The sequence below is a fragment of the Microbacterium sp. NPDC056044 genome, assembly GCF_042267145.1.
Taxonomy (GTDB): domain Bacteria; phylum Actinomycetota; class Actinomycetes; order Actinomycetales; family Microbacteriaceae; genus Microbacterium.
In genome coordinates, this window is sequence record NZ_JBHJWZ010000003.1 from 620,167 (window position 1) to 641,038 (window position 20,872).

The 20,872-nt window shown below is 65.3% G+C and carries 12 protein-coding genes and 1 pseudogene; 6 read left to right on the forward strand and 7 right to left on the reverse strand.

The features are described 5' to 3' along the window. Positions 1 to 14: 14 nt before the first annotated feature. Complete coding sequence (locus ACFC1I_RS11820; RefSeq protein WP_376009279.1) at positions 15 to 602, reverse strand: TetR/AcrR family transcriptional regulator; 588 nt, start codon at positions 600 to 602, stop codon at positions 15 to 17. Positions 603 to 715: 113 nt separating this feature from the next. Between ACFC1I_RS11820 and ACFC1I_RS11825 the strand changes: the two genes are divergently transcribed. The 3 genes from ACFC1I_RS11825 (at position 716) to ACFC1I_RS11835 (ending at position 3,505) form a co-directional block, all read left to right on the forward strand. Further along, on the forward strand, positions 716 to 1,066 hold the full coding sequence (locus tag ACFC1I_RS11825) for a DMT family transporter (protein WP_376009281.1): 351 nt from the start codon (positions 716 to 718) through the stop codon (positions 1,064 to 1,066). Then, entirely contained in the window at positions 1,063 to 1,389 is a 327-nt protein-coding gene (locus tag ACFC1I_RS11830) for a DMT family transporter (RefSeq protein WP_376009283.1), read from the forward strand. The genes ACFC1I_RS11825 and ACFC1I_RS11830 overlap by 4 nt, the downstream gene beginning before the upstream one ends. Positions 1,390 to 1,900: 511 nt before the next feature. Next, positions 1,901 to 3,505, forward strand: a complete 1,605-nt coding sequence (locus tag ACFC1I_RS11835; protein ID WP_376009286.1) for an FAD-binding protein — start codon at positions 1,901 to 1,903, stop codon at positions 3,503 to 3,505. 572 nt (positions 3,506 to 4,077) lie between these two features. On the opposite strand, the gene ACFC1I_RS11840 is transcribed toward ACFC1I_RS11835, so the two are convergent. Then, positions 4,078 to 5,067: a Gfo/Idh/MocA family protein gene (locus tag ACFC1I_RS11840; RefSeq protein WP_376009375.1), complete on the reverse strand. Its 990-nt coding sequence runs from the start codon at positions 5,065 to 5,067 to the stop codon at positions 4,078 to 4,080. A gap of 367 nt (positions 5,068 to 5,434) precedes the next feature. Here ACFC1I_RS11840 and ACFC1I_RS11845 point away from each other — a divergent pair, with 367 nt between their 5' ends. The 3 genes from ACFC1I_RS11845 to ACFC1I_RS11855 all read left to right on the forward strand — a co-directional run bounded on the left by ACFC1I_RS11845 (position 5,435) and on the right by ACFC1I_RS11855 (position 11,528). Further along, the gene (locus ACFC1I_RS11845; RefSeq protein WP_376009289.1) at positions 5,435 to 7,078 is read left to right on the forward strand and encodes an endo-1,4-beta-xylanase; all 1,644 of its coding nucleotides are present in this window, start codon (positions 5,435 to 5,437) and stop codon (positions 7,076 to 7,078) included. Positions 7,079 to 7,272: 194 nt separating this feature from the next. Beyond that, positions 7,273 to 9,753 carry a family 78 glycoside hydrolase catalytic domain gene (locus ACFC1I_RS11850; protein WP_376009292.1) on the forward strand — a complete coding sequence of 827 codons (2,481 nt, stop codon included), beginning with the start codon at positions 7,273 to 7,275 and terminating at the stop codon, positions 9,751 to 9,753. Then, complete coding sequence (locus ACFC1I_RS11855) at positions 9,750 to 11,528, forward strand: family 43 glycosylhydrolase (RefSeq protein WP_376009294.1); 1,779 nt, start codon at positions 9,750 to 9,752, stop codon at positions 11,526 to 11,528. Before ACFC1I_RS11850 ends, ACFC1I_RS11855 begins: the two co-directional genes overlap by 4 nt. A 15-nt stretch (positions 11,529 to 11,543) precedes the next feature. On the opposite strand, the pseudogene ACFC1I_RS11860 reads toward ACFC1I_RS11855, so the two are convergent. The 5 genes and pseudogenes from ACFC1I_RS11860 to ACFC1I_RS11880 all read right to left on the reverse strand — a co-directional run. Next, positions 11,544 to 12,506, reverse strand: a pseudogene (locus tag ACFC1I_RS11860) (IS481 family transposase); the annotation flags it as partial. A 130-nt stretch (positions 12,507 to 12,636) separates the two neighbouring features. Beyond that, positions 12,637 to 16,149 carry a glycoside hydrolase family 2 TIM barrel-domain containing protein gene (locus tag ACFC1I_RS11865; RefSeq protein WP_376009297.1) on the reverse strand — a complete coding sequence of 1,171 codons (3,513 nt, stop codon included), beginning with the start codon at positions 16,147 to 16,149 and terminating at the stop codon, positions 12,637 to 12,639. A 481-nt stretch (positions 16,150 to 16,630) separates the two neighbouring features. Then, positions 16,631 to 17,800: a glycoside hydrolase family 1 protein gene (locus tag ACFC1I_RS11870; RefSeq protein WP_376009300.1), complete on the reverse strand. Its 1,170-nt coding sequence runs from the start codon at positions 17,798 to 17,800 to the stop codon at positions 16,631 to 16,633. Between the two features lie 24 nt (positions 17,801 to 17,824). Then, positions 17,825 to 18,586 carry an SDR family NAD(P)-dependent oxidoreductase gene (locus tag ACFC1I_RS11875; RefSeq protein WP_376009302.1) on the reverse strand — a complete coding sequence of 254 codons (762 nt, stop codon included), beginning with the start codon at positions 18,584 to 18,586 and terminating at the stop codon, positions 17,825 to 17,827. 65 nt (positions 18,587 to 18,651) lie between these two features. Next, positions 18,652 to 20,856 carry a beta-glucosidase gene (locus ACFC1I_RS11880; RefSeq protein WP_376009305.1) on the reverse strand — a complete coding sequence of 735 codons (2,205 nt, stop codon included), beginning with the start codon at positions 20,854 to 20,856 and terminating at the stop codon, positions 18,652 to 18,654. Positions 20,857 to 20,872 lie beyond the last annotated feature (16 nt).

Sequence of the window (20,872 nt, forward strand, 5' to 3'; positions counted from 1 at the left end):
ACGGGCGTCGGGAGCTACTGCCGCGCGAGGGCGAGGCAGGCTCGCGCGAGAAGCGCGACGGAGGTGAGGGCGTTGTCGTCATTGCGATCCAGCAGCCAGACGTCGACGATTCCAGCGACGCTGGCGACAATGAGGGAGGTCATGTCGCGAACCGCGGAGTCATCCAGGTCGGATCGGGCTGCGATGGCTTCATGCACTGCCTCCATGTAGCGTTCTCGCTCCCACCGCAGGTGCACGGCGAGCGCTGGGGAAGTCCGGCCCAGCTGAGATAGCTCGGCGAGCACAATCTCACGCTTCGGCACCTCCATCGCCTGACGCACACGTCCCGCGAGAGCCCGATTTAGCCACTGCTCGAGCGACTTCGTCTGCTCCGCCCCGGCGGCCTCGTCACTGCGAGCGCGCTCGATCTCGCGCTCGAGGAGGGCGCGGATCAATAGATCCTTCGAGTCGAAGCAATAGTGGAACGCGCCGTGCGGGACGCCGGCATGCTCGGTGATCGACCGCGTCGTCGCTCCGCGCACACCCTTGTCGGACATCACCTCCACCGCAGCATCTAGTAGCTGCTCGCGCCGCTCGGCGAGCGAACGCCGATCACCAGCCATGTCTACTCCCAACGCTCATATGGCAATAGTAGCCCATTCTTGGCCGAACGACTTGGACAAGCGGCCAACTTGGGCATACAGTCGTTTCGTTCACTCTTGGGAAAGGGACACGTGTGAAGAAATGGCTGATCTTGAGCGGCGCGATCGTCGCTGAAGTAGCGGGTGCGATGGCCCTGAAAGCGGCCCTTTCGCTGCCGCTGCTGTTCGTCCTTGTGGCTGCCGGGTACATCACGGCGTTTGCACTCATGGCGAAGTTGCTACGCGACGGCGGCTCCATCGGGGTGATCTACGGCATCTGGGCCGCGAGCGGTGTCGCGCTCACTGCGGTCGCAGGCGCGGTCCTCTTCGGCGATGCCCTCTCGATGCTCTCGATCGTTGGGATCGGCGTCGTCATCCTCGGCGTCGTGCTCGTCGAAACCGGGCACCAAAGCGCCGAGCGCAAGCAACAGGGAGTACACACGTGACCGTATGGATTCTGCTCGCGCTTGCGGTTGTGCTCGAGGTTGCCGCTTCGCTGTCGTTGCGCGCTTCCGAGGGCCTGAAGAAGAAGATCTGGATCATTCCGCTCGCCGTTTGCTACATCACCGCATTCGGTCTGCTCGCGGTGATCCTGGCCATGGGACCGCCAATCGGGATCGTCTACGGCATCTGGGCCGCCAGCGGCGTCGCGCTGACCGCAATCGGCGCCAGAGCGTTCTTCCGCGAGGCCCTCACGCCGCGCATGGGCGCCGGCATCGCCGTCATCGCTGTCGGCGTGTTCCTGATCAGCATCGGCAACAACGCATGAACCTGGGCGGCCTGCGGGGACCCGCGCGCCAGCGGACCTGGAGGCCGCACAGGAGCTCCATCCCCAGCGACCCCGCGATGACGGCACTGGTCGACGCGATCACCGCGATCTCCGTCATCGCGATGCTCATCCCACGGCGACTCCCAGCGGAGGCCTCGCGGCGGTCACTTCGTCGAATCCTGCCATCACCTAAACCAGCGCCCCACGATGCCGGCGGTGTTGCTCTGGGGACGTAGTCGCTGTCCGCGAGAACCGTAGCACCGCGCAGCCCGCTATGAGGCACGAGCCGCCCTGGCCCGGCGAAACTGCGTGGCGGCTCGCGTCTACAGCCCGCCAAGTCAGCTTGCATGGATGGCGCCCGATCACCACGTTTGGCCGCGTGTGCGGGAGCCCGTGTGAAGTCGTGGAAACTCGGCGTTGACGCGTGACAACGATGCAGGTACGGTCATCGAGGAGGCAAGGGTCGCACAATGCCTGCGGGCGCTGGCGACGAGTTCGACATGGAGATGCGATGACCCCACAGATCCGATCGTCGACGGTCGAGTCGCAGTATGACGTCGTCGTCGTGGGGCACGGAGTTGCCGGCGCCGCCGCCGCGATCGAGGCTGCCGACCGCGGCGCTCGTGTGCTGATTATCGACTCTGCCTATGGGGGCGGAGCGTCCGCACTCTCGGGGGGCGTCGTGTACGCGGGCGGTGGAACTTCGACTCAGCGCGAGGCCGGCATCGAGGACTCGCCGGAGGCGATGCTGGCCTATCTGAGCCAGGAGGTCGGCGGCGCCGTTTCTCCGAGCACACTGAAGAGGTTCTGTGACGAGAGCCCGGCAATGATCGAGTGGCTCAAGAGTCACGCCGTACCATTCGCCGGAGGCATCCCCTCGTACAAGACGTCATACCCCACAGACGACTACTACCTGTACTACTCGGGCAACGAGAGCGCCTACCCATATCGCGACCACGCGCGGCCGGCGCCCCGCGGCCATCGCGTCGTGGCGAAAGGCTTGGCATCGGGCAAAGTGCTGTGGAATCGGCTCGCCGCCGCGGCAGCTGACCGTGGGGTGGAATTCCTGCCGGTCGCCCGCGCCACGTCGGTGGTTGTCGATGATGGCCGCGTGGTTGGCCTTCGCTATCAGGTGCTTCCCAGGTCTGCACGAGGCGCTCGCCTGCACCGCGTGCTGTCCCGGGGGTTCGGCAAGATCGGCAACTGGATGCCGATGCTGAGCAAGCCGTTCACCGACATCGCTGACGGCATCTTTCAGCGGCGATCGCTAACGGTCCAGGTACGCACGCCCTCCGTGGTCCTGGCGGCCGGAGGATTCATATACAACCGCGAGTGGGTGGCAAAGTACGCGCCACTCTTCACGGAGATCAGTCCGCTCGGGACTCCGGCCGACGACGGCTCCGGTATCGCCCTGGGCATCGCCGCCGGCGGTGCCGTCGACTACATGAGCAACGTGACGGCCTGGCGCTTCCTCAGCCCGCCCAGTGGCCTGCTGAACGGTGTCGCGGTGGGGATGAATGGCGCGCGCATAGCCAACGAAGACCTCTACGGAGCGACGCTCGGCGACCACCTGATGCGCGACCATGGCGGCAACGGATGGGCCTTCTACGATGCGGACAGCTGGCGCGCCGCGCGTCAGCAGATCGTTCCGCAGACAAAGGCGTTCCAACGGCTGCAGGCGTTCCCGCTCTTCCTCCTCGGCGCAAAGCGTGGACGGACGCTCGAGCAGCTCGCCAGCCGAACGGGGGTGGACCCTGCTGGGCTCCTGTCCACTATCAAGGCCTACAATTCCGGCATCGCGTCGGGAGACGGCGATCCTGCGCATAAGGCCCCGGCGTACTCCTCACCGGTCGCAACCGCGCCGTTCGTCGCTATCAACATCTCAGCCAAGAACGCTCTCTACTTCCCGCTGCCGGGCCTGACCCTGGGCGGCCTCAAAGTCGACGAGCAGACTGGCGAGGTGCTGAGAGCCGATGGCAGCATCGTGAACGGGCTGTATGCAGCAGGGCGCTCCGCAGTCGGCGTATGTTCGAACGCCTACATCTCCGGCCTCTCACTGGCTGATGGTGTCTTCAGCGGCCGTCGAGCCGGCCATCACGCGGCTGGCGGCTGCTAGCACCGGGCCGGTCCTGCGGTTCGCCTCGATCGTGGCAACGCGGCCCGCTTCCGCGGCGACGACCGATCGTTCGTGTTTACTGCAAGACAGTTCGCGTTACGGGATACCGGCAGGCGGAATCGATCTCGAGCCCGGCCCAACTCACCCCTCCTCGTGTGTGTCGGGCGGGCGGCAGAACTGGTCGATTCCCGCGCGCCACACGTCCGGTCGCAGCGACGCTACCCAGCGTGGGGCGCTTATGATTCAGGCGAGTGTCAGCGGTGTCCGCACCGTGAACTCGAAACACTCTCGACTGCAGACCGGCGACACTCCATGCGACGACTCGGATTCGGGGTCAGGACTTGAGTTGCATCGGTTCTCCGGCACCGCAGTAATCGGAGCGGGCGCCGACTCCGGCCTGTGCTCCGGCCCTTGTCGCTCCTTCATGACCTCCTGCGCGGCAGCCCTGCCTGGGACATTATGGAGCGCGATAGCTTCAGTGATAGACGGCCCGAGCGGACGGGGCCGCATCCACGAAGCCGCCGCAGTACGGTGCCGCGATCAGAGGAAGCGCGTCGAGGGCCGATGAGCGCTCATTCCGAATGGGCTTCGAACACGGCCGAACGAGCGACATCGATCACGTGCATCACGTTCACGACTTCGTCGTGCGGATGCAAGGGTGATTCCAGCCGGCCCTCGGCGACGTAACACGCGAACGCGGTCGCCTGAAGGCCGATCCCTCCGTCGTCGTGAGCGAGCTTGGGGGTGCTGAAGACTCCGATTGCTCCATCCCATGCTGCGCCACGGGTCACTCTGACCGCAGACGCGGCGAAGAAAGGGGCGGCGATGGCGATGCCGCCCGCCGAGCCGCTCACTGTTGCGATGGTCGGCAGCTGCGTGGTGATGGAGGTCGACAAAAGCCCGCGTCCCCGGCTCGTCGCAATCATCAGATCCACCCGCGCATCCACCCCCGCGGGCCCTACGTCACCGGCCACCTCGATTCGTGTCGGCGGCCCAAGGATCGACGAGGCGAACGAGATGGGATAGATGCCCGCGTCCAACAGCGCTCCGCCCCCCAACTCAGGGGCCCACAGCCGGCTGCCGCGGTCATATGTCGAGACAAAGCCGAAGTCTGCTTGGACGCGGTGGACATCGCCGATGATCCCATCAGCGATGACCCTTCGGATGACGTCGGCCTGTGGGAGATAGCGGGTCCACATCGCCTCCATGACGAGGACGCCCGCTGCGCGACCCGCGGCGGTGATTTCGATGGCTTCGGCGGCGGACATTGCTATGGGTTTTTCGACGAGCACATGCTTGCCCGCGGCAATGGCAGCGAGTGCCTGGTCCTTGTGAAGCGGGTGGGGCGTTGCGATGTAGACGGCGTCGCAGCCCGGGTCGTTCACCAGAGCTTCGACGCTCTCGTGCACCGTTGCGATCTCGAGCTCTGCCGCGAACGCTCGCGTCTTCTCCTGATTTCGCGCCGTTACCGCGACCACTCGCTGTCGCGTCTGCTGCGCGACTGCGCGAACGAAGCTGCGTCCGATCCCAGTGCCGATGACGCCCCACCTGAGTGGCGGCACCTGGCCCGGGTCCGGAAGGCGGGGACTAGGGAGGATCAGCGACAATGGCGGCTTTTGCTCGTGGGCGAAGGTCCATCAGCAAGTCGAACCATCCGGTAATTGTTGCACGTGCACCAGATTGCGGTCAGTCGCAGGTGTCATTTTTTTGCACATTTTGAAGTAGGCCTACCCCAGAAGCAACACAGTTGCTACATTTTTCTCGCTCACGATGCGATACGCACGGCCACGCTCAAGGGAGAGTCAAGGAGGGCCGCTTCACCCGGCACGATTCACCGTCGAACCCCACTGCCCGGAAACACAACCCAGCGCCACCGGCTGTCCGACAGGCCGACTCACGCGACGGCGCGCAACAAGGAACCCAGAGCCAATGAAAGCGATCAGCAAGATTACTCTTGCCTCTACAGTCGTCCTCGGACTGACGCTGTCCACCGCCGCTGCCTCGGCAGCAGAGCCCGACACCGATACGGGAGCCACCATCCGAGAGCTTGCACAAGAGGCTGGCATCCTCTTCGGATCCGGGTCCGTCAAGGCGTCAGAGTCCACTGCCGACGACCGCCCGGCTAATTACTTCACCGACCCTCGCTACGGGCAGGTCCTCGCCGAGGAGTTCAACAGCCTCTCGCCCGAGAACGAGTTCAAGTGGAACATGGTCCAACCCGAAGAAGGCGTCTTCGACTTCGCAGGGCTCGACCGATTGGTGGCGTTCGCTGAAGAGCACGGCATGCAGGCGAAGGCCCATAGCGGCATCTCTCGTTCGTTCAACCCGGACTACCTCGTAGCCAAGACCGACCCGGCGGAGTTCCATCAGGCGATGGTCGACCACTTCACCACCATCATGCAGCGGTACACAGGCCGAATGGACCGTTGGGATGTGGTAACCGAAGCGCTCACCACGTTCGGCGGCACCGGCCTCGAGCACAACCTCTTCTACGACCGCCTCGGCCCCGGTTACGTCGCCGAAGCGTTCCGCATCGCGCACGCTGCAGACCCGACAGCGAAGCTCTTCATCAACGAGAACCTGGTCGAGTTCTACCCGGAGAAGCGACAGGAACTCTACGACCTCGTGTCGGGAATGGTCGCTGATGGTGTGCCCATCGACGGCGTCGCCCTCCAGATGCACGAAACGCTCGCCGGCCCGACCCCGGGCGTGCTCACCAGCATCGTCAACGAGTACAAGGCACTCGGCCTCGACGTGACCATCGCCGAACTCGACGTTCACACGTACGACCCCATTCAGCAGGCTCAAATCTACGGAGACGTAGTCGCCGAAGCCCTGGCTGCTGGAATCAAGGACATCAGCGTCTGGGGTTTCACAGACAAGCATCTCTACACCTGGCTGCCGGGCGCGAAGCCGACGATGTTCGACGAAGAGTTCAACCCCAAGCCTGCCTACTTCGCCGTCCGCGACGCGCTCCGGTCGTTCGTCGCCGCTGATAAGGCCCCGGGTCGGGCGACGCTCTCCAACAACGGCGGGTGGAACACCGGCCTCCATGACGGCAATTACACGGTCACGATGAACCTGTGGCATGGCACGCCGGGCAGCTACTACCGCCTCTACGAGAACGGTCTGCTGGTGGATGCACGCCAGCTCAACGCCGTCGACGTGACCTCGCAGTCGGTCGATACGTCTTTCGCAGGCAAGGCGAACGGCACCTATACGTACCAGGCCGAGCTGATCAACGCGAAGGGAGTGACGCAGACCACGACGACCACGGCGACGGTCCAGGATGCAGCGCCCGGCAAGGTGGCCGTCAGCACAGATGACTGGGACCGGGACGGCACCTTCACCGCGACGGCGACTCTATGGTGGGGCACGAACGCGACGTCCTACGCGTTCTTCCTCGACGGAAACAAGGTCGGGGAGGGCGAGCTGACGGCGGACACTCCGCATGCGCAGGCCGCGACCGTCGCGCTGACCGGAGTCGCCCGCGGCACGCACACGCTCGTCGCCACCTTCACGAACGCGAACGGGTCGTCTGAGTCGAAGCCGCTCACCGTCAAGGTCAAGTGAGTCGCTCGGAGGCCCGCCCCGCGCAACTACGGCGCGGGCCTCCCCGTTCCGTGATCTCGCGGACGGACCGTGATCACCATCGGCGGTGGACAACCCAGAATTTGACGCGCGTCAATTCATGTGCTTTTCTGGTTCGGCCGCGAACGACGAAGTCTGGCGAACGAGCCGGCGAGGCGCGATGGAAAGGCCCGACAATGACTGCAATAGCCGACTCTCCCGCCGCACGCTTTGTCGCCGATGAGCACGCGTCGTCCGAGGGCAGTCCAGCCCCCTACTTCCGACGCGCCTTCGTCGTCGATCCGGGTCTTCGATCAGCCACACTCCGATTCACCGCACTCGGCATCGTCGAGTCGTTCGTCAACGGCCTGCGCGTTGGAGGAGATGTCCTCACACCAGGATGGACTTCCTACCGCCACCGCATTGCTGTGAGCGAGCACGACGTGACGCAGAACCTCGTCGCAGGCGAGAACGTCCTGAGCGCCGTGGTCGCCGAGGGCTGGGCGGTCGGGCGGATCGGATTCGAGCACAAGCGACACCACTATAATGACCGACCCGCGCTGTATATGGAGCTCACCCTCGAGTACGACGGCCGGACCGAGACGATCGGGACCGATGAGTCCTTCCGGATCGGCGAGGGAGCGGTCAGGGCTGCGAGCATCTATGACGGCGAAGTGCACGATGCCCGTCAGGAGCCCACTGGATGGCACACGACTGAGTTCGACGACTCCACCTGGCGACCTGCCGTCACGCAAGACGTCGATCTCGCCGTCCTCACGACCGATGGGCCGCCTCCGATCCGGCGCACCGAAGAATTGCCGGTCGCGCGGGTGACCACCTCCCCTGCTGGTCGGACCGTGGTCGACTTCGGCCAGATCATCACCGGATGGGTCCGAATGCGCGTTGCGGGATCTGCTGGGCAGACGGTCACGCTGCGGCACGCCGAGCTGCTCACCGCCGACGGCGAACCCGAGTACGAAACCCTCCGGACGGCGAAGGCGACGGACTCCTACACACTCCGCGGCGGCGGGCCCGAGACGTGGGAGCCGGCGTTCACCTTCCACGGATTCCGCTACGTCGACGTCGAAGGATGGCCGGGGGACCTGGACCCCGCCGACCTCACCGCGGTCGTCGTGCACAGTGACATGGAACGCACCGGCTGGCTGGAGACTTCCGACCCGCTCCTTTCTCGACTGCACGAGAACGTCGTGTGGTCAATGCGTGGGAACTTCGTCGGCGTTCCCACCGACTGCCCCCAACGAGACGAGCGACTTGGCTGGACCGGTGACCTGCACGCCTTCGCGCCGACCGCTGCTTTCCTGTACGACGTCCGGAAAGTGCTCGGCTCGTGGCTGCAGGACCTGTCCGCCGAGCAGCGTGAGAAGGGCTACGTCCCGTGGTACGTGCCGGATATCTCCGGTACGCCCTCGGCTCCCACCGCGTTGTGGAGCGACGTCGTCGTCGGACTGCCCTGGACTCTCTACTGGGAGTACGGCGACATTGAGATCCTCCGACGCAGCTGGCCAGCGATGACCGCATTCGTCGATCAGGTCGAGAGCCTGCTCGATCCGTCGGGCCTCTGGGGGTCCGGGTTCCAATTCGGCGACTGGCTCGACCCGGATGCCCCGGCCGAGGACGCCAGCGGCGGCAAGACCGACCGCCATCTCGTCGCCACGGCATGCCTGGTCAGGACTGCCCGGCAGATGGCGGAGGCTGCCGGCGCACTCAACCTCGAAGACGACGCCGCGCGATACATTGCCCTGGCGGAGCGAGTGGCTGCGGCGTTCCGTGAAGAGTATGTCGCCCCTTCGGGCCGGCTGGTCAGCGACTCAGCCACAGCCTACTCACTGGCCATCTGCTTCGATCTGCTCGAGCCCGGTCAGCGCGACCGTGCGGGCGCACGACTGGCTCAGCTGGTCGCCAAGAGCGGGTTCACCGTCTCCACCGGGTTCGTCGGCACTCCCCTCGTCGCGCAAGCCCTGTCGCGAACCGGGCACATCGACACCGCTTACCTCCTTCTCACCGAGCAGGAATGTCCCTCGTTCCTCTACCCTGTCACGCAGGGTGCGACGACGATCTGGGAGCGATGGGACGCCGTCCGCCCCGACGGCTCCCTCAACTCCACAGGGATGACCTCGCTCAATCACTACGCCCTGGGCTCTATCGCCGAGTGGATGCACCGCGTCATCGGCGGGCTCGAAGCGGTGGAGCCGGGTTACCGTCGCATGCGCATCGCGCCTCTGCCCGGGGCGGGCCTGACCTCAGCACGCCTGGTGCATGACACTGTTCTGGGCAGGGTTGACGTCGCCTGGCACATCGAACACGGCGAGGCGACCGTCGCGATCACGGTGCCTACCGGCGCATCGGCGGAGGTCCTGCTGCCGGCCCATCCCGACGGGGCACGTACCGAAGTGGCTGCTGGCGCGCATTCGTGGACCTACCCCGTTGCCGCGGAATCGCGCGGAGAGTACACGTTCGAGACACCGCTGCAGACCCTGGCTGAGGACCGCGCCGCCTGGCGCACTCTCACTCGTGTGTTCAAGAAGCACCTCCCATTCCCGATCGATGCCTCCGGTCCCGAAGCTGCGCACATCACGCTCGCGATGATGTTGCCCGCCATTCCCCACAGCACGCCTGAACTGGAGCGGGACCTGCGCGAAGCACTGGCGGGACTGTGAGCGCGAGGTCGACACGGGCAGTCTTCTGCAACCCGCTGGACCTCGCCTACCGCTTGCAGGACTTCGCGGGCGGGCCCCTGCGCGCGGTCTTCCGCGAAGCGGCAGACCCCTCTGTGGTGTATTTCAGGGACCGATTCTTCATGTTCGCGTCGATGAGCGGCGGCTATTGGCACTCCACGGACATGGCGGATTGGCAGTTCCAAGCGGCACCGACCCTACCCGCAGGCGATTACGCGCCCGACGTGCGAGAGGTCGACGGCGCGCTCATGGTGACGGCATCCCGCCGCAAGCCAGGCAGTCCTATCTTCCGCTCTGCTGATCCAGTGGCTGAGGACTTCGAGCGCGTGGGTGAGAGCGCTTTCGCTTGGTGGGATCCACACCTCTTCCAAGATGGCGACGCGCGCACGTATCTGTATTGGGGGTGCTCGAACACTGAGCCGCTGCGGGGCGTCGAAGTAGACCGAAACTCACTGCGCCCCAAGGGCGAACCTGTCGAGTTGCTGTCCGGTCTGCCAAATGCCCACGGCTGGGAGCGTAACGGTGAGAACAATCGCATGGCACCCCCGCGCACATTGCGAGAACGATTCAGCGCGCGGGTGTTCGGGACGCACAGCTCCCAGCCGTACCTCGAGGGAGCGTGGATGACCCGACGAGGCGACACCTACTACATGCAGTACGCCGGGCCCGGCACCGAGTACAACGTGTACGCCGACGGGTATTACACCGCGCACTCGCCGCTTGGTCCGTTCAAGCCTTCGCCGCATAGCCCGTTCTCATCCAAGCCCGGAGGCTTCATCACAGGAGCGGGGCACGGCAGCACATTCGAGGACGCTCATGGCAACTGGTGGCACGCAGCGACGATGCGCATCTCCGTGAACCATCGCTTCGAACGACGACTCGGCATCTTCCCTGCGGGCTTCGATGAGGACGGCGTGCTGTTCTGCAATCAGACCTTCGGCGACTACCCGACCCGGGTGCCCGATGGCCCGGTCGATCCGTGGACGGGAACCAGCACGGGCTGGATGCTGCAGTCCTACCGTGCACGCGTGTCGGCGAGCTCCTCGGCACCGGCGCATGGGCCTGAGCTCGCCGTCGACGAAGACATCCGCACGTGGTGGGCGGCCAATCGCGCTGACCCTGGTGAGAGTATCACCCTCGATCTCCGCCAACCTCGCCAGGTTCATGCCGTGCAGGTCAATGTCGCTGACCACCAGGTCGCGCGCCACAAACCCCGGCGCCACCGCAGCGGCCCCGATGAGCAGCCCGTGGCATTGCGAGCAGTCCACCCCCAAGATCACCCGGTGCGGTACCTTCTGGAGGGCTCGAGCGACGGCAGCCAGTGGGACCTCCTTCACGACGGACGAGTCGATGCCTCCGACCGACCTCACCGGCTCATCCTGCTTGCGCAGCCCGAGATGTTCCGGTTCGTGCGGGTGACGGGAGTTTCGGTTCCATGGGAAGCCCCGTTTGCTCTGAGCGGCGTGAGAGTGTTCGGGCATCATGATGTTCCCGCGCCAGGTCCCGTCACGGTCGACGCCGTACGCACGGGCCCTCTCGACGCCGCCGTCTCCTGGACTCCCAGCACGGGCGCAGACGGCTACAACGTAAGGTACGGGCTCTCAAGAGACCGCCTGTACCACTGCTGGCAGGTGCTCGGAGCCGAACGCCTGACGCTCTCGACATTGAACGCCGGATGCGCTTACTGGATCGCTGTCGACAGCTTCGGCTCGGGCGGCGTGACACCCGGCGAGCCGGTCTTCCTCGCAGCGCTCTAGCTGTACCCGGCAGTCAGGTTGGTGACACCCTGCTGAGTGGGTGCCGCCGATGGCTGAGTGGTATCGCTGAGTGTTGTAGTGCTCGATCCAGGGCGCAAGAGCGGCCGAGCGTTGGTCGTTCGAGGTGAAGACCTGCCGGTAGGCCCGTTCGGTGTACAGGGTGCGGTTGAGTCGTTCGACCTTGCCGTTCTGCCACGGACAGTGCGGGCGGATGAGGACGTGTTTGACGCCGAGCGAGGGGAGCACATCGCGGACGTCGTTGGAGCGCCGGTAGCTGAAGTGGTTGTCGGTCATCACCCGCTCGATGCGAGCGATGCCATGGCCGCGGAAGTAGGCGGCGACCCGTGCGAGGAACGAGGCGCAGGTAGCGCCCTTCTCGCCCGGGTGGATCTCGGAGTACGCCAGTCGGGAGTGATCGTCGACGAGCGAGTGGACGTAGTCGAACCCGATCCGCGCCTTCATGCGAGCGGCGGTGTCGCCGGCTGACCTGCCGTGCGCACGCCAACCGCCGCCGTCGGCGATGCGGCCCAGCTTTTTCACGTCCATGTGGACCAGCTCGCCCGCGCGGGGCGTTCGTAGCGGACGGTGGTCGTCTTCGACGCCCGGATGACAGCCCCGGTCAGCGGTCGCACTCGACCAGACGTGGCACGTGATGCCGACGCACGATCGCGGTGACAGCGCGTGCAGGAACACCTGTCACCATGGCGAGGCGATCGGGGCCTTGCCGCAGCTGACGGCGCACCGCGACCACCCGCAGTTCTACCTCCAGTGGTGTTCGTCGCGGCGTCGAATGCGGACGCGAGGAGCGGTCGCTGAGGCCGGCCACACCCTCAGCCCGGAACCGGTTGACCCAGCGGTGCGCGCATTGACGCGACACTCCGAGCTGGCGACGTGTGCGACTGGGCGATGCTGCATCAGCACCCGCTCGACGAGCAGAACTCTGCCCCGGACATTGAGCCGGGCATCAGAGTGAGACACGAGACCTCCTGGCAGTGAAGAACTGGACAGCTCCACTAAGCCAGGAGGCCTCCTCACCCCACAAGAACGTCACCAACGTCCCAGCCGGGTTACGTCTAGGCGCCGCGAGGAAGACCCTCCGACGGAGGCCTCAGACGGCACATCGAGACGTCGCACCGGGGATGCCGTATGTATGCGGCATCACCCCTCGCGCCGCGTCACCCGGGCTTACCTGCGTGGTAAGCGGGATGATGCGGAAGCGCGTGCGCTGTAATCCTCGCGACGCCGGCAGGGTGTATTCGATGGGACGCTCTGGCACATCCCAGTTGCCGCCTTGGACTCCTTCCTGAGCACCATCGATGCGGATCACTGTGCCCGTGCTCGGAGGAAGCTCGTGCCAATGCAGTGCGGCTGACATCGCCTCGGGGGTGTGGAGTTGAGCGTTGAAGAAGAAAGTTCGCTCGTCGGCGACGAAGAGCACACCTCGGCCATCCTCATCGGTCACGGCGGCCCATCGTGTGTCCGCCATGTTCCCCGAATCTTGCGGCCGGCTGTACTTCGTCGCCCACTGCGCCACCTCTGCGGTGAACTCACCGAAGACTGTCGAAGCCTTGCGATCCGCGGTGGACTCATGCGGGCCGCGGCCGTACCACCGAAGACGGCCGAGCTCCTTGCTCAAGGTGAGAGTGACACCGCTGACCGGTGTCCGTGGGGCGTCGGCAGAAGGGTCCAGCACGCTCTCCACGATGACCTGGCCGCTACCGAAGATGGTCACCCGTAGATGCTGCCGTGACGAGCTCCCCACCGGCGGCGAACTCGACACTGTCCCTTCGATATCCACAATCACCACGGATGGCCGAGACTGGGCCAGACTGAATCTCGAGACCGTGAAACTTTCGTCGGCCATCTGCCAGGGCGTTGTCACGTCACCCTCTGCGGAGAGCAGCCCACGGTCCGAATCCGTGGGGCTGCGGACGTAGTTCGCACGCAGCGGCGTCTCGAGCATCTCTCGGTCGTCGTACGCGAGGGAAGTGAGGCCAAGTCTCGCATCCACGCTGGCCGCGAAGCCCTGCCCGCGCACGACGACGGTGTGAGCCGTCTTGAGCACGTCGAGCGGCCCGCCCTCATCGAGGGGCGACGGCACCGTGCTCCTAGCTTGGACGGGGAGCGGGAACTGCTGCAGCGAAACCACGTGCCCGGGCTCCGACCACGGCGTCCGGTCCTGCAGCGTCACGGTGAGGTTCACCCAATACTCCGCCCCCGCCTGCGGATCCGGGAGCGAGTACGGGAGGCAGACGGGGATCGTCGTACCGGGGGCAGAGCCGAGTTCTGCTCCTTCCACCGTGCCCCGCGCCAGCAGCAGCCCGTTCTCGAGGATCCGCCACTCAAGCCTGTACGCGGCGAGGTCCGTGAACGAGTATTCGTTGGTGAGTGTGAACTCGCCCCTCATGACGTCCACAGGATGAATGTCGACCGGACGATACGCATGCTTCGTCTCTGCAAGCTTCGGCGTGGGGGTGCGATCAGACAGCACGATCCCGCTCATCGCTTCGTTCAGGTTGTTGGGTTCGTCGCCCCAATCGCCGCCGAAAGCTAGGTACGAGGAGCCGTCCGCCCCGGGGACCGGCCACAGCAGCCCTTTGTCTTGCCAGTCCCAGATGAAGCCGCCCTGCAACCGCGAGGGGAACCGGCGGATGATGTCCCAGTAGACGTCGAGGTAGCCCGACGTATTGCCCTTGCTGAATGCGTACTCCGTCAGGACGAAGGGGCGGTTCCCGCGGCTCGCACGAGCGGCGAGTTGATCCAGGGGGGTGTAGAACTCGGCGTCAAAATCCGAGATCGCGGGGGGAACAACGCCTGACGGATCGCCGGTGGCATCCGCGTAGTGCACCGGGCGAGTGGGGTCATACTTCTTCACCCAGTCATACATGGCTTCAAGATTGGCGCCCACACCCGATTCATTGCCCAGCGACCAGGCGACGACGGATGGCGAGTTCTTGTCGCGGTGCACCATATTGCTCATCCGCCACACGAGATGCTCGGTGAGTTCGGGGCGACCGCCCGGCACCTGAGGGCGCAGTGCGTGCGTTTCGTTGTTCGCCTCGTCGAAGATGTAGAGCCCGAAGCGGTCAGCCAGGTCGTACCACCGCGGATCGTTCGGGTAATGCGATGTCCGCACCGCATTGATGTTGTTCTGTTTCATCAGCCGAATGTCGTCGATCATCGACTGAAGCGTCAGTGTGCGGCCGGTTCGAGGATCCCACTCGTGACGATTCACCCCCCGGAGGCTGACAGGTTTGCCATTGATGCAGAACACGCCGTCGATAATCGCCGTTTCTCTGAAGCCGACGCGCTGCGAAAGCGTCTCCACGACGACGCCGTTGGCGTCGAGGAGCTGCAGCACCAGCTGATAGAGGTTCGGCGCTTCAGCCGACCAGAGGCGCGGAGACCCGGCGGCAACGCTGCTGGAGACCACCGCGTCTGATCCCACTGGGCTCACTGTCACCGGCATCTTGACGGCGACGCCCGGGATGGGCGCACCCGCGTCATACAGCTGAGCGGTCACCGTGTAATGCTGGCCTTCCGCGCTTCCGTCGTAGCCTCGGACGCTCGCCTCCACCTGTAGCGACGCACTGGTGAAGTCACCGGAAAGCGCCGTGACGATTCGGAAGTCACGAAGGTGGACGGAAGGGGTCGAGAAGAGGGACACGTCCCTGAAGATCCCGGACAGACGCGTGTTGTCCTGGTTCTCCAAGTAGGAGCCGTTGCACCAGCGGTAGACCTCGACGGACAGCTGATTGGTGCCTTCTTGCAGGAACGAGGTGATGTCGAACTCCGACGGACTGTACGAGTCTTCGCGATACCCAACCCGATGACCGTTCACCCAGAGGTAGAACGCCGACTCCACCCCCTCAAACCTGACGAACACCCGCCGGCCCTCCCATCCGGCGGGGATTTCAAACTGGCGCCGGTATTGGCCGACAGGGTTGTACACCGTGGGGGCGTGCGGGTAGTCGCCGAGCAGGGTCGGCTGTTCATCGCGCCCGTTTGCGCCGGTCCACGGATAGATGAAGTTCGTATAGATCGGGAAGTCGAACCCGTGCAACTGCCAACTCGACGGGACGGGAATCGTGTCCCAGGAAGAGTCATCGAACGCCGGGTCGAAGAAGTCCGCCACACGAGATGCAGCATTCTCCGACCAGGCGAACCGCCATCGCCCGTTAAGGTCCAGGCGGTAGGGCGTATCGGTGATGTCGGCGCGCAGCGCTTGGGCCGTCGTCTCGTACGGCAACAGGGTGGCGTGCGCGGGCTCGCTATTCATGTCGTAGACAGTGATGTCGTTCCACTCCGGCGCGTCTCCGGCAGTGCTCAGAGGTCGCGATGCGCCGCCGATGAACGCCGACTCGGCCGCCGCGCGTTCCCACAGTGCTGTCAGCGCGTCTTGAGGGAAAAGCCCATCGCTGAGCACCACCAGGTGTGTCAGCGGCGAAGTCGAGATGGGCAGGAGCATGCCTTCTTCGAAGTCTGCGTCGGCGCCGAGCGCCTCAAGGAACAGCGTCCGACCGACCGGGTGATTCAACCAGTCGCGGATGCTGCTGGTATCGGACAGCAGCGCAGAGGCGTGAGCAGCATCCTCCGCGCGGGTTCCCTCAGACTCAGACATGCGCGCACTCCTCTGCGTGGCGATTCGGAACAGAAGGTCGATGGTCGAAGATGAAAGTCGAGACCGCATGGCGCGGCATGGGCGCATCTGTTGCGCGCGACCGGCCGCCGAAGGGCCAGGCGTGCGGGGTAGCGCGAATCTCGCCTTCGGAGCTCAACCGCGGCGTCTGCCCCCACGGCCACCTCGTTCTTCCCGTGCGGGGGCTCGTCTCAGTCGCGCCGTTCGACACGGCCATCTCGAGGTGGATCGTGTCGAACCGAGTACCGATCGCCTTGCCGACGCGCCTGGCGACGCGTGCCGTGATCGTCATGATTCCCCGATTCGAGTCAGCGTCCGTGGAAGAACGGCGCGCATTGGAAAATGTATCAACTGTTCCGTTTTAACTGAAGACTTGCTACGTCGGGTGCTTCGAATCGGCAGGCACGCCGCACACGGAAGGGGCTCGACAGACGATCCCCTTCCGGCTGAGTCGGCGGGCGGGTCAGATGGCGTTTTTGCGAGCGATCCCGCCAAGCCATCCCAGGCTCGGCTTCGGGTGACGTTCGAACGACTCGCGGTCCACAGCCACCAGGCCGAATGTCGGGCCCCAGTGGCCCCACTCGAAGTTGTCGAGCAGGCTCCAGTGCAAGTACCCGCGCACGTCGACGCCGTCCGCGATGGCTGCAGCCAGGTCGCTGAGCGCCTTCGCCGTGTAGGCGATCCGACGCTCGTCGTCGTCAGTGGCGATACCGTTCTCGGTAACGATGATGGGCACGTCGGGGCCGAGCACGTCGTAGGTGTGGCGGACCGCGATACCGAGCGCGTCGGGGCGATACGCCCAGCCCATCAGCGTGTTGTCGTCGGCCGGCGGGTGCGGCACAATTCCGTCAGCGTCCACCGGCTGGCTGGTGTAGGACTGCACGCCGACGAAGTCGTCGCCGCGTGACACCTCGAGGTACTTGTCCTCGATCAGGTCCCGCACCTGGGCGAGTTTCTCCTCGTTGCCGGGGGTCGCCGTGAGCGCCTGGTTTGCGACGGTCCAGCCCACCTTGGCGCTGGTGAGCCGCCGCACCACGGGCGCGGCGGCCCGGTGTGCGGCAATTAACACATCGCCGATCTCCTGGTCCGGCAGAGCGTTCTGCGGGTACGGGTTTCCCATCGCCACCTGCCGCTGACCGCCGTGGGTGATGGCGAGAACGTTCGGCTCGTTGATCGTGATGATCCAGCGCACATCCTGCAGGATTGTGCACGCATGCTCGACGAACCGCACGAAGGCGTCGACCGCTCCCTCCCACAACCACGCGCCTCGATCGTCGAACCACAGCGGATGGGTGAAGTGGTGGATGGTAACGACGGGTTCCAGCCCGAGCTCGCGTGCGGTATCGATCATCCGCCGGTAGTGCGCGAGCTCAGCGCGGGAGAACTTGCCGGGAAGCGGTTCGATGCGTGACCACTCGAGGCTGAACCGGTAAGCGGTGAAGCCGCGCTCGGCGAGCAACTGCATGTCTTCGCGATAGCGGTGGTAGCTGTCGAGCGCGTCACCGCTGGACTGCAGCCCGTAATCAGCGGCGACCTGCTCGAGGCGCCACCAGTCGTTGTTGAGGTTGTTGCCCTCCACCTGGTGGGCCGCGGTCGCCGCGCCCCAGAGGAAGCCGTCGGGGAACGAAGTCATGTCCGGCCTTTCTTCACTAGTCGGTCAAAGGACCGATGCCATCTGCTTGGCAATGAGGTTGGTCGTCGAGCGGGGTGCGACGCGCACGAGCCGATCGAGCAGCTTCGCGTCTGCGCCGACGAGGATTCGAAACCGCCCGCGTTCGATGCCCGAGACGATGGCGACGCCAGCATCCCGAGGCGTGGTCGCTCGCACTTTGCGTCCGCCGCTGTCGATCATCGCGACACCCGAGTTCTTGCTGATCTCCGTGGAGATGTTGCCGGGGTAGATGGCGGTCACCTGCACGGCGGATCCGCGCAGCTCCTGGTAGAGCCCTTCGGTGTACTGCTTCACAGCGCCCTTGCTCGCCCCGTAGACCGTCTGCCCTGCGAAGGCGACGAGGGCGGAGAGGCTCGACATGTTGGTGAGGGACGCCTCGGGACGGCTGAGCAGCACTGGCAGGAACGCGCGGCACATGTTCACCGTCCCCCAGAAGTTGACGTTGAACACCCGCTCCTGCTCTTCCCGGGTGAGCTCCGAAGACGGCGCAAAGCGGTGGATGATCCCGGCGATGTTGATGAGACCGTCGACTTGCCCGTGAACGTTCGCGATGGCGGCCGGCAAGTCCGCGACGCCGTCGATGTCCGTCACGTCTGCACGGTGGGTACTCACCCTTCGCGGGGCGATCGACAGTTCCGCGGTGCGTGCGAGGGCGTCTTCGCTCAGGTCGATCGCGGCGACCTTCGCGCCCTTCCGGACGAGCTCGAGGGCGACTTCTCGCCCCATACCGTTGCCTGCGCCGGTCACGGCGAAGACTCTTCCTTCGAGATGCATATGTGCTCGGGCCCTTCGTATTAGTTGCTCTAGTCGGCTTAGTTGCTCTGGTCGGCGATTGCCTCAAGGGCATCGAGGGGGATGGGCAGTCCGGAAATGCGGACGAACTGACGCATTGTCATGGAGCGCACCTGAGCCATCTGTTCGGCGCTGATCTCCGCCGATGCGAACCCGAGCGTCTGGTTCGCGGTAGCACCGATGACGGGGTGGTCCAGCCATGCCGCGATAGGGCTGTCGAGCGTGACTGCTGTGGCGACCCGGTCACCCTCGAGTTCGATGAGTTCTTCCGCGAGGACGCTCGCCGCATCCGCTGCCAACTGGACGAGGTACTCGCCCGGCTTGACGATCCAGCCGCCCTGTTCGACATCCCAGTAGGCGAAACTGCGACGGTCGAGCTCTAGATGCAGCTCGGTGGATTCGCCTGGAGCCAGCGTGACCTTTTCAAATGCCTTGAGCTCGCGCAGTGGACGGCGCACGTCCCCGGATGGCGCGGACACGTACAGCTGGACCACGTGGGCGCCGGCGCGCTGTCCCGTGTTGCGGACGTTGACCGTTGCCCGTGCTGAATCGTCACCGGTGATCTCAACGCGAGTGAGCACACTCTCGAACGAGGTGTACGAAAGTCCGTAGCCGAAGGGGTAGCGCACGGGGGTGGCCGCGGTCGAGAAGTACCTGTAGCCGACGAGGACCCCTTCCCCGTAGAGCACACGACCGTGCTCGCCAGGGAAGTTCAGCCACGATGGGTGGTCTTCCAGTCGCAGGGGAATCGTCTCGGCGAGCCGTCCCGACGGATTCGCCTCACCGGTGAGGAGTCGGGCGATGGCTCGACCGCCGCCCTGGCCGAGCACGAAGGCATCGAGGATCGCGTCGACGTCGTCGTGCCAGCCTTCGAGGCTCACGACGCCACCATGCGAGAGCACCACCACGGTGCGGTGGGCGGCCGCGGCGACTCGCCGGATGAGGTCGACCTGGTCGTCGGGAAGGTCGAGCGTCTCTCGGTCAAATCCCTCTGACTCCTGCTCTTCCCCCAATCCAGCGAACACCACCGCGACATCTGCGCGACGTGCAAGCTCCACGGCGTCATCGGCGAGCTGGGCGGCGTCGCCTCCATCGAGACGGTAGCCGGGCGCATAGGTGACTGTTGAGCCGCCGGCCTCGACGGTGGCCCTCAGCTCGTCCAAGGGCGCGTCGACGCGGGTCGCGTTGACGTGGGCGCTCCCGCCGCCCTGAAAGCGAGGTTCGGCCGCGAGAAGACCTATGACGGCGATGTCGACTCCCGCCGGCAGCGGCAGCACCTGGTGATCGTTACGCAACAGGACTGCGCATCCCTCGGCGATCTCCTGCGCGAGGGCGTGGTGCTGTTCCGCGTCAACGGGCACGGGTGTCGGTCGCGGCGCTGAGGCCAGCGCGATCAGGCGGGCGACGGCGGTGTCGATGACGATCGTGTCGAGGTCGCCGGCCTCCACGGCAGCCCGCAACTGCGCAACCCGTCCTGACTCGGCCGGCATCTCCAGGTCAAGACCAGCCTGGACGGCCGCTACCGGATCGGTGACCGAGCTCCAATCGGACATCACCACGCCGTCGAACCCCCACTCTTCGCGGAGCACTTCGGTGAGCAGCCATCGGTTCGCCCACGCGTGGACACCGTTGATCTTGTTGTAGGAGGCCATGACAGCGCCCGGTTGGGTCTCCCTGACGATCCGTTCGAACGCAGGCAGATAGATCTCCCGCAGCGTGCGCTCGTCCACGTCTGAGCTGATGGTCTGCCGGTTGGTCTCCTGGTTGTTGGCGGCGAAGTGTTTCACCGCCACCGACGGCCCCTCCGCCTGCAACGCCGCCGTGAAGGCTGCGCCGAGCACGCCGGAGACAAGCGGGTCCTCGGAGTAGTATTCGAAGTTTCGCCCGCAGAGGGGGCTGCGCTTGATGTTCACGCCCGGGCCGAGCACGATGTCGACCTGCTGCGCAACGGCCTCGCGTCCGAGCGCAGAACCGAGCCGAGCAGCGAGCGCCGGGTCCCAGCTAGAGCCGATGGCGACACCGGGCGGGAAGCAGGTCGCCGGATCGCTGGCGAAGATCGCGAGGTTGTCGTGTGGTCCCGACTGGTGCCGTAGCCCGTGGGGCCCGTCGGCGAGGGACAGTGACCGCACGCCTGCTGCAGGCACCGGGTGGGTCTCCCAGAACGTCTCGCCCGATAGCAGTGCGAGCTTGTCATCCAGTTCGATGTCGATGGCAGTGTCAGACATTGGAATCTCCAGTGGG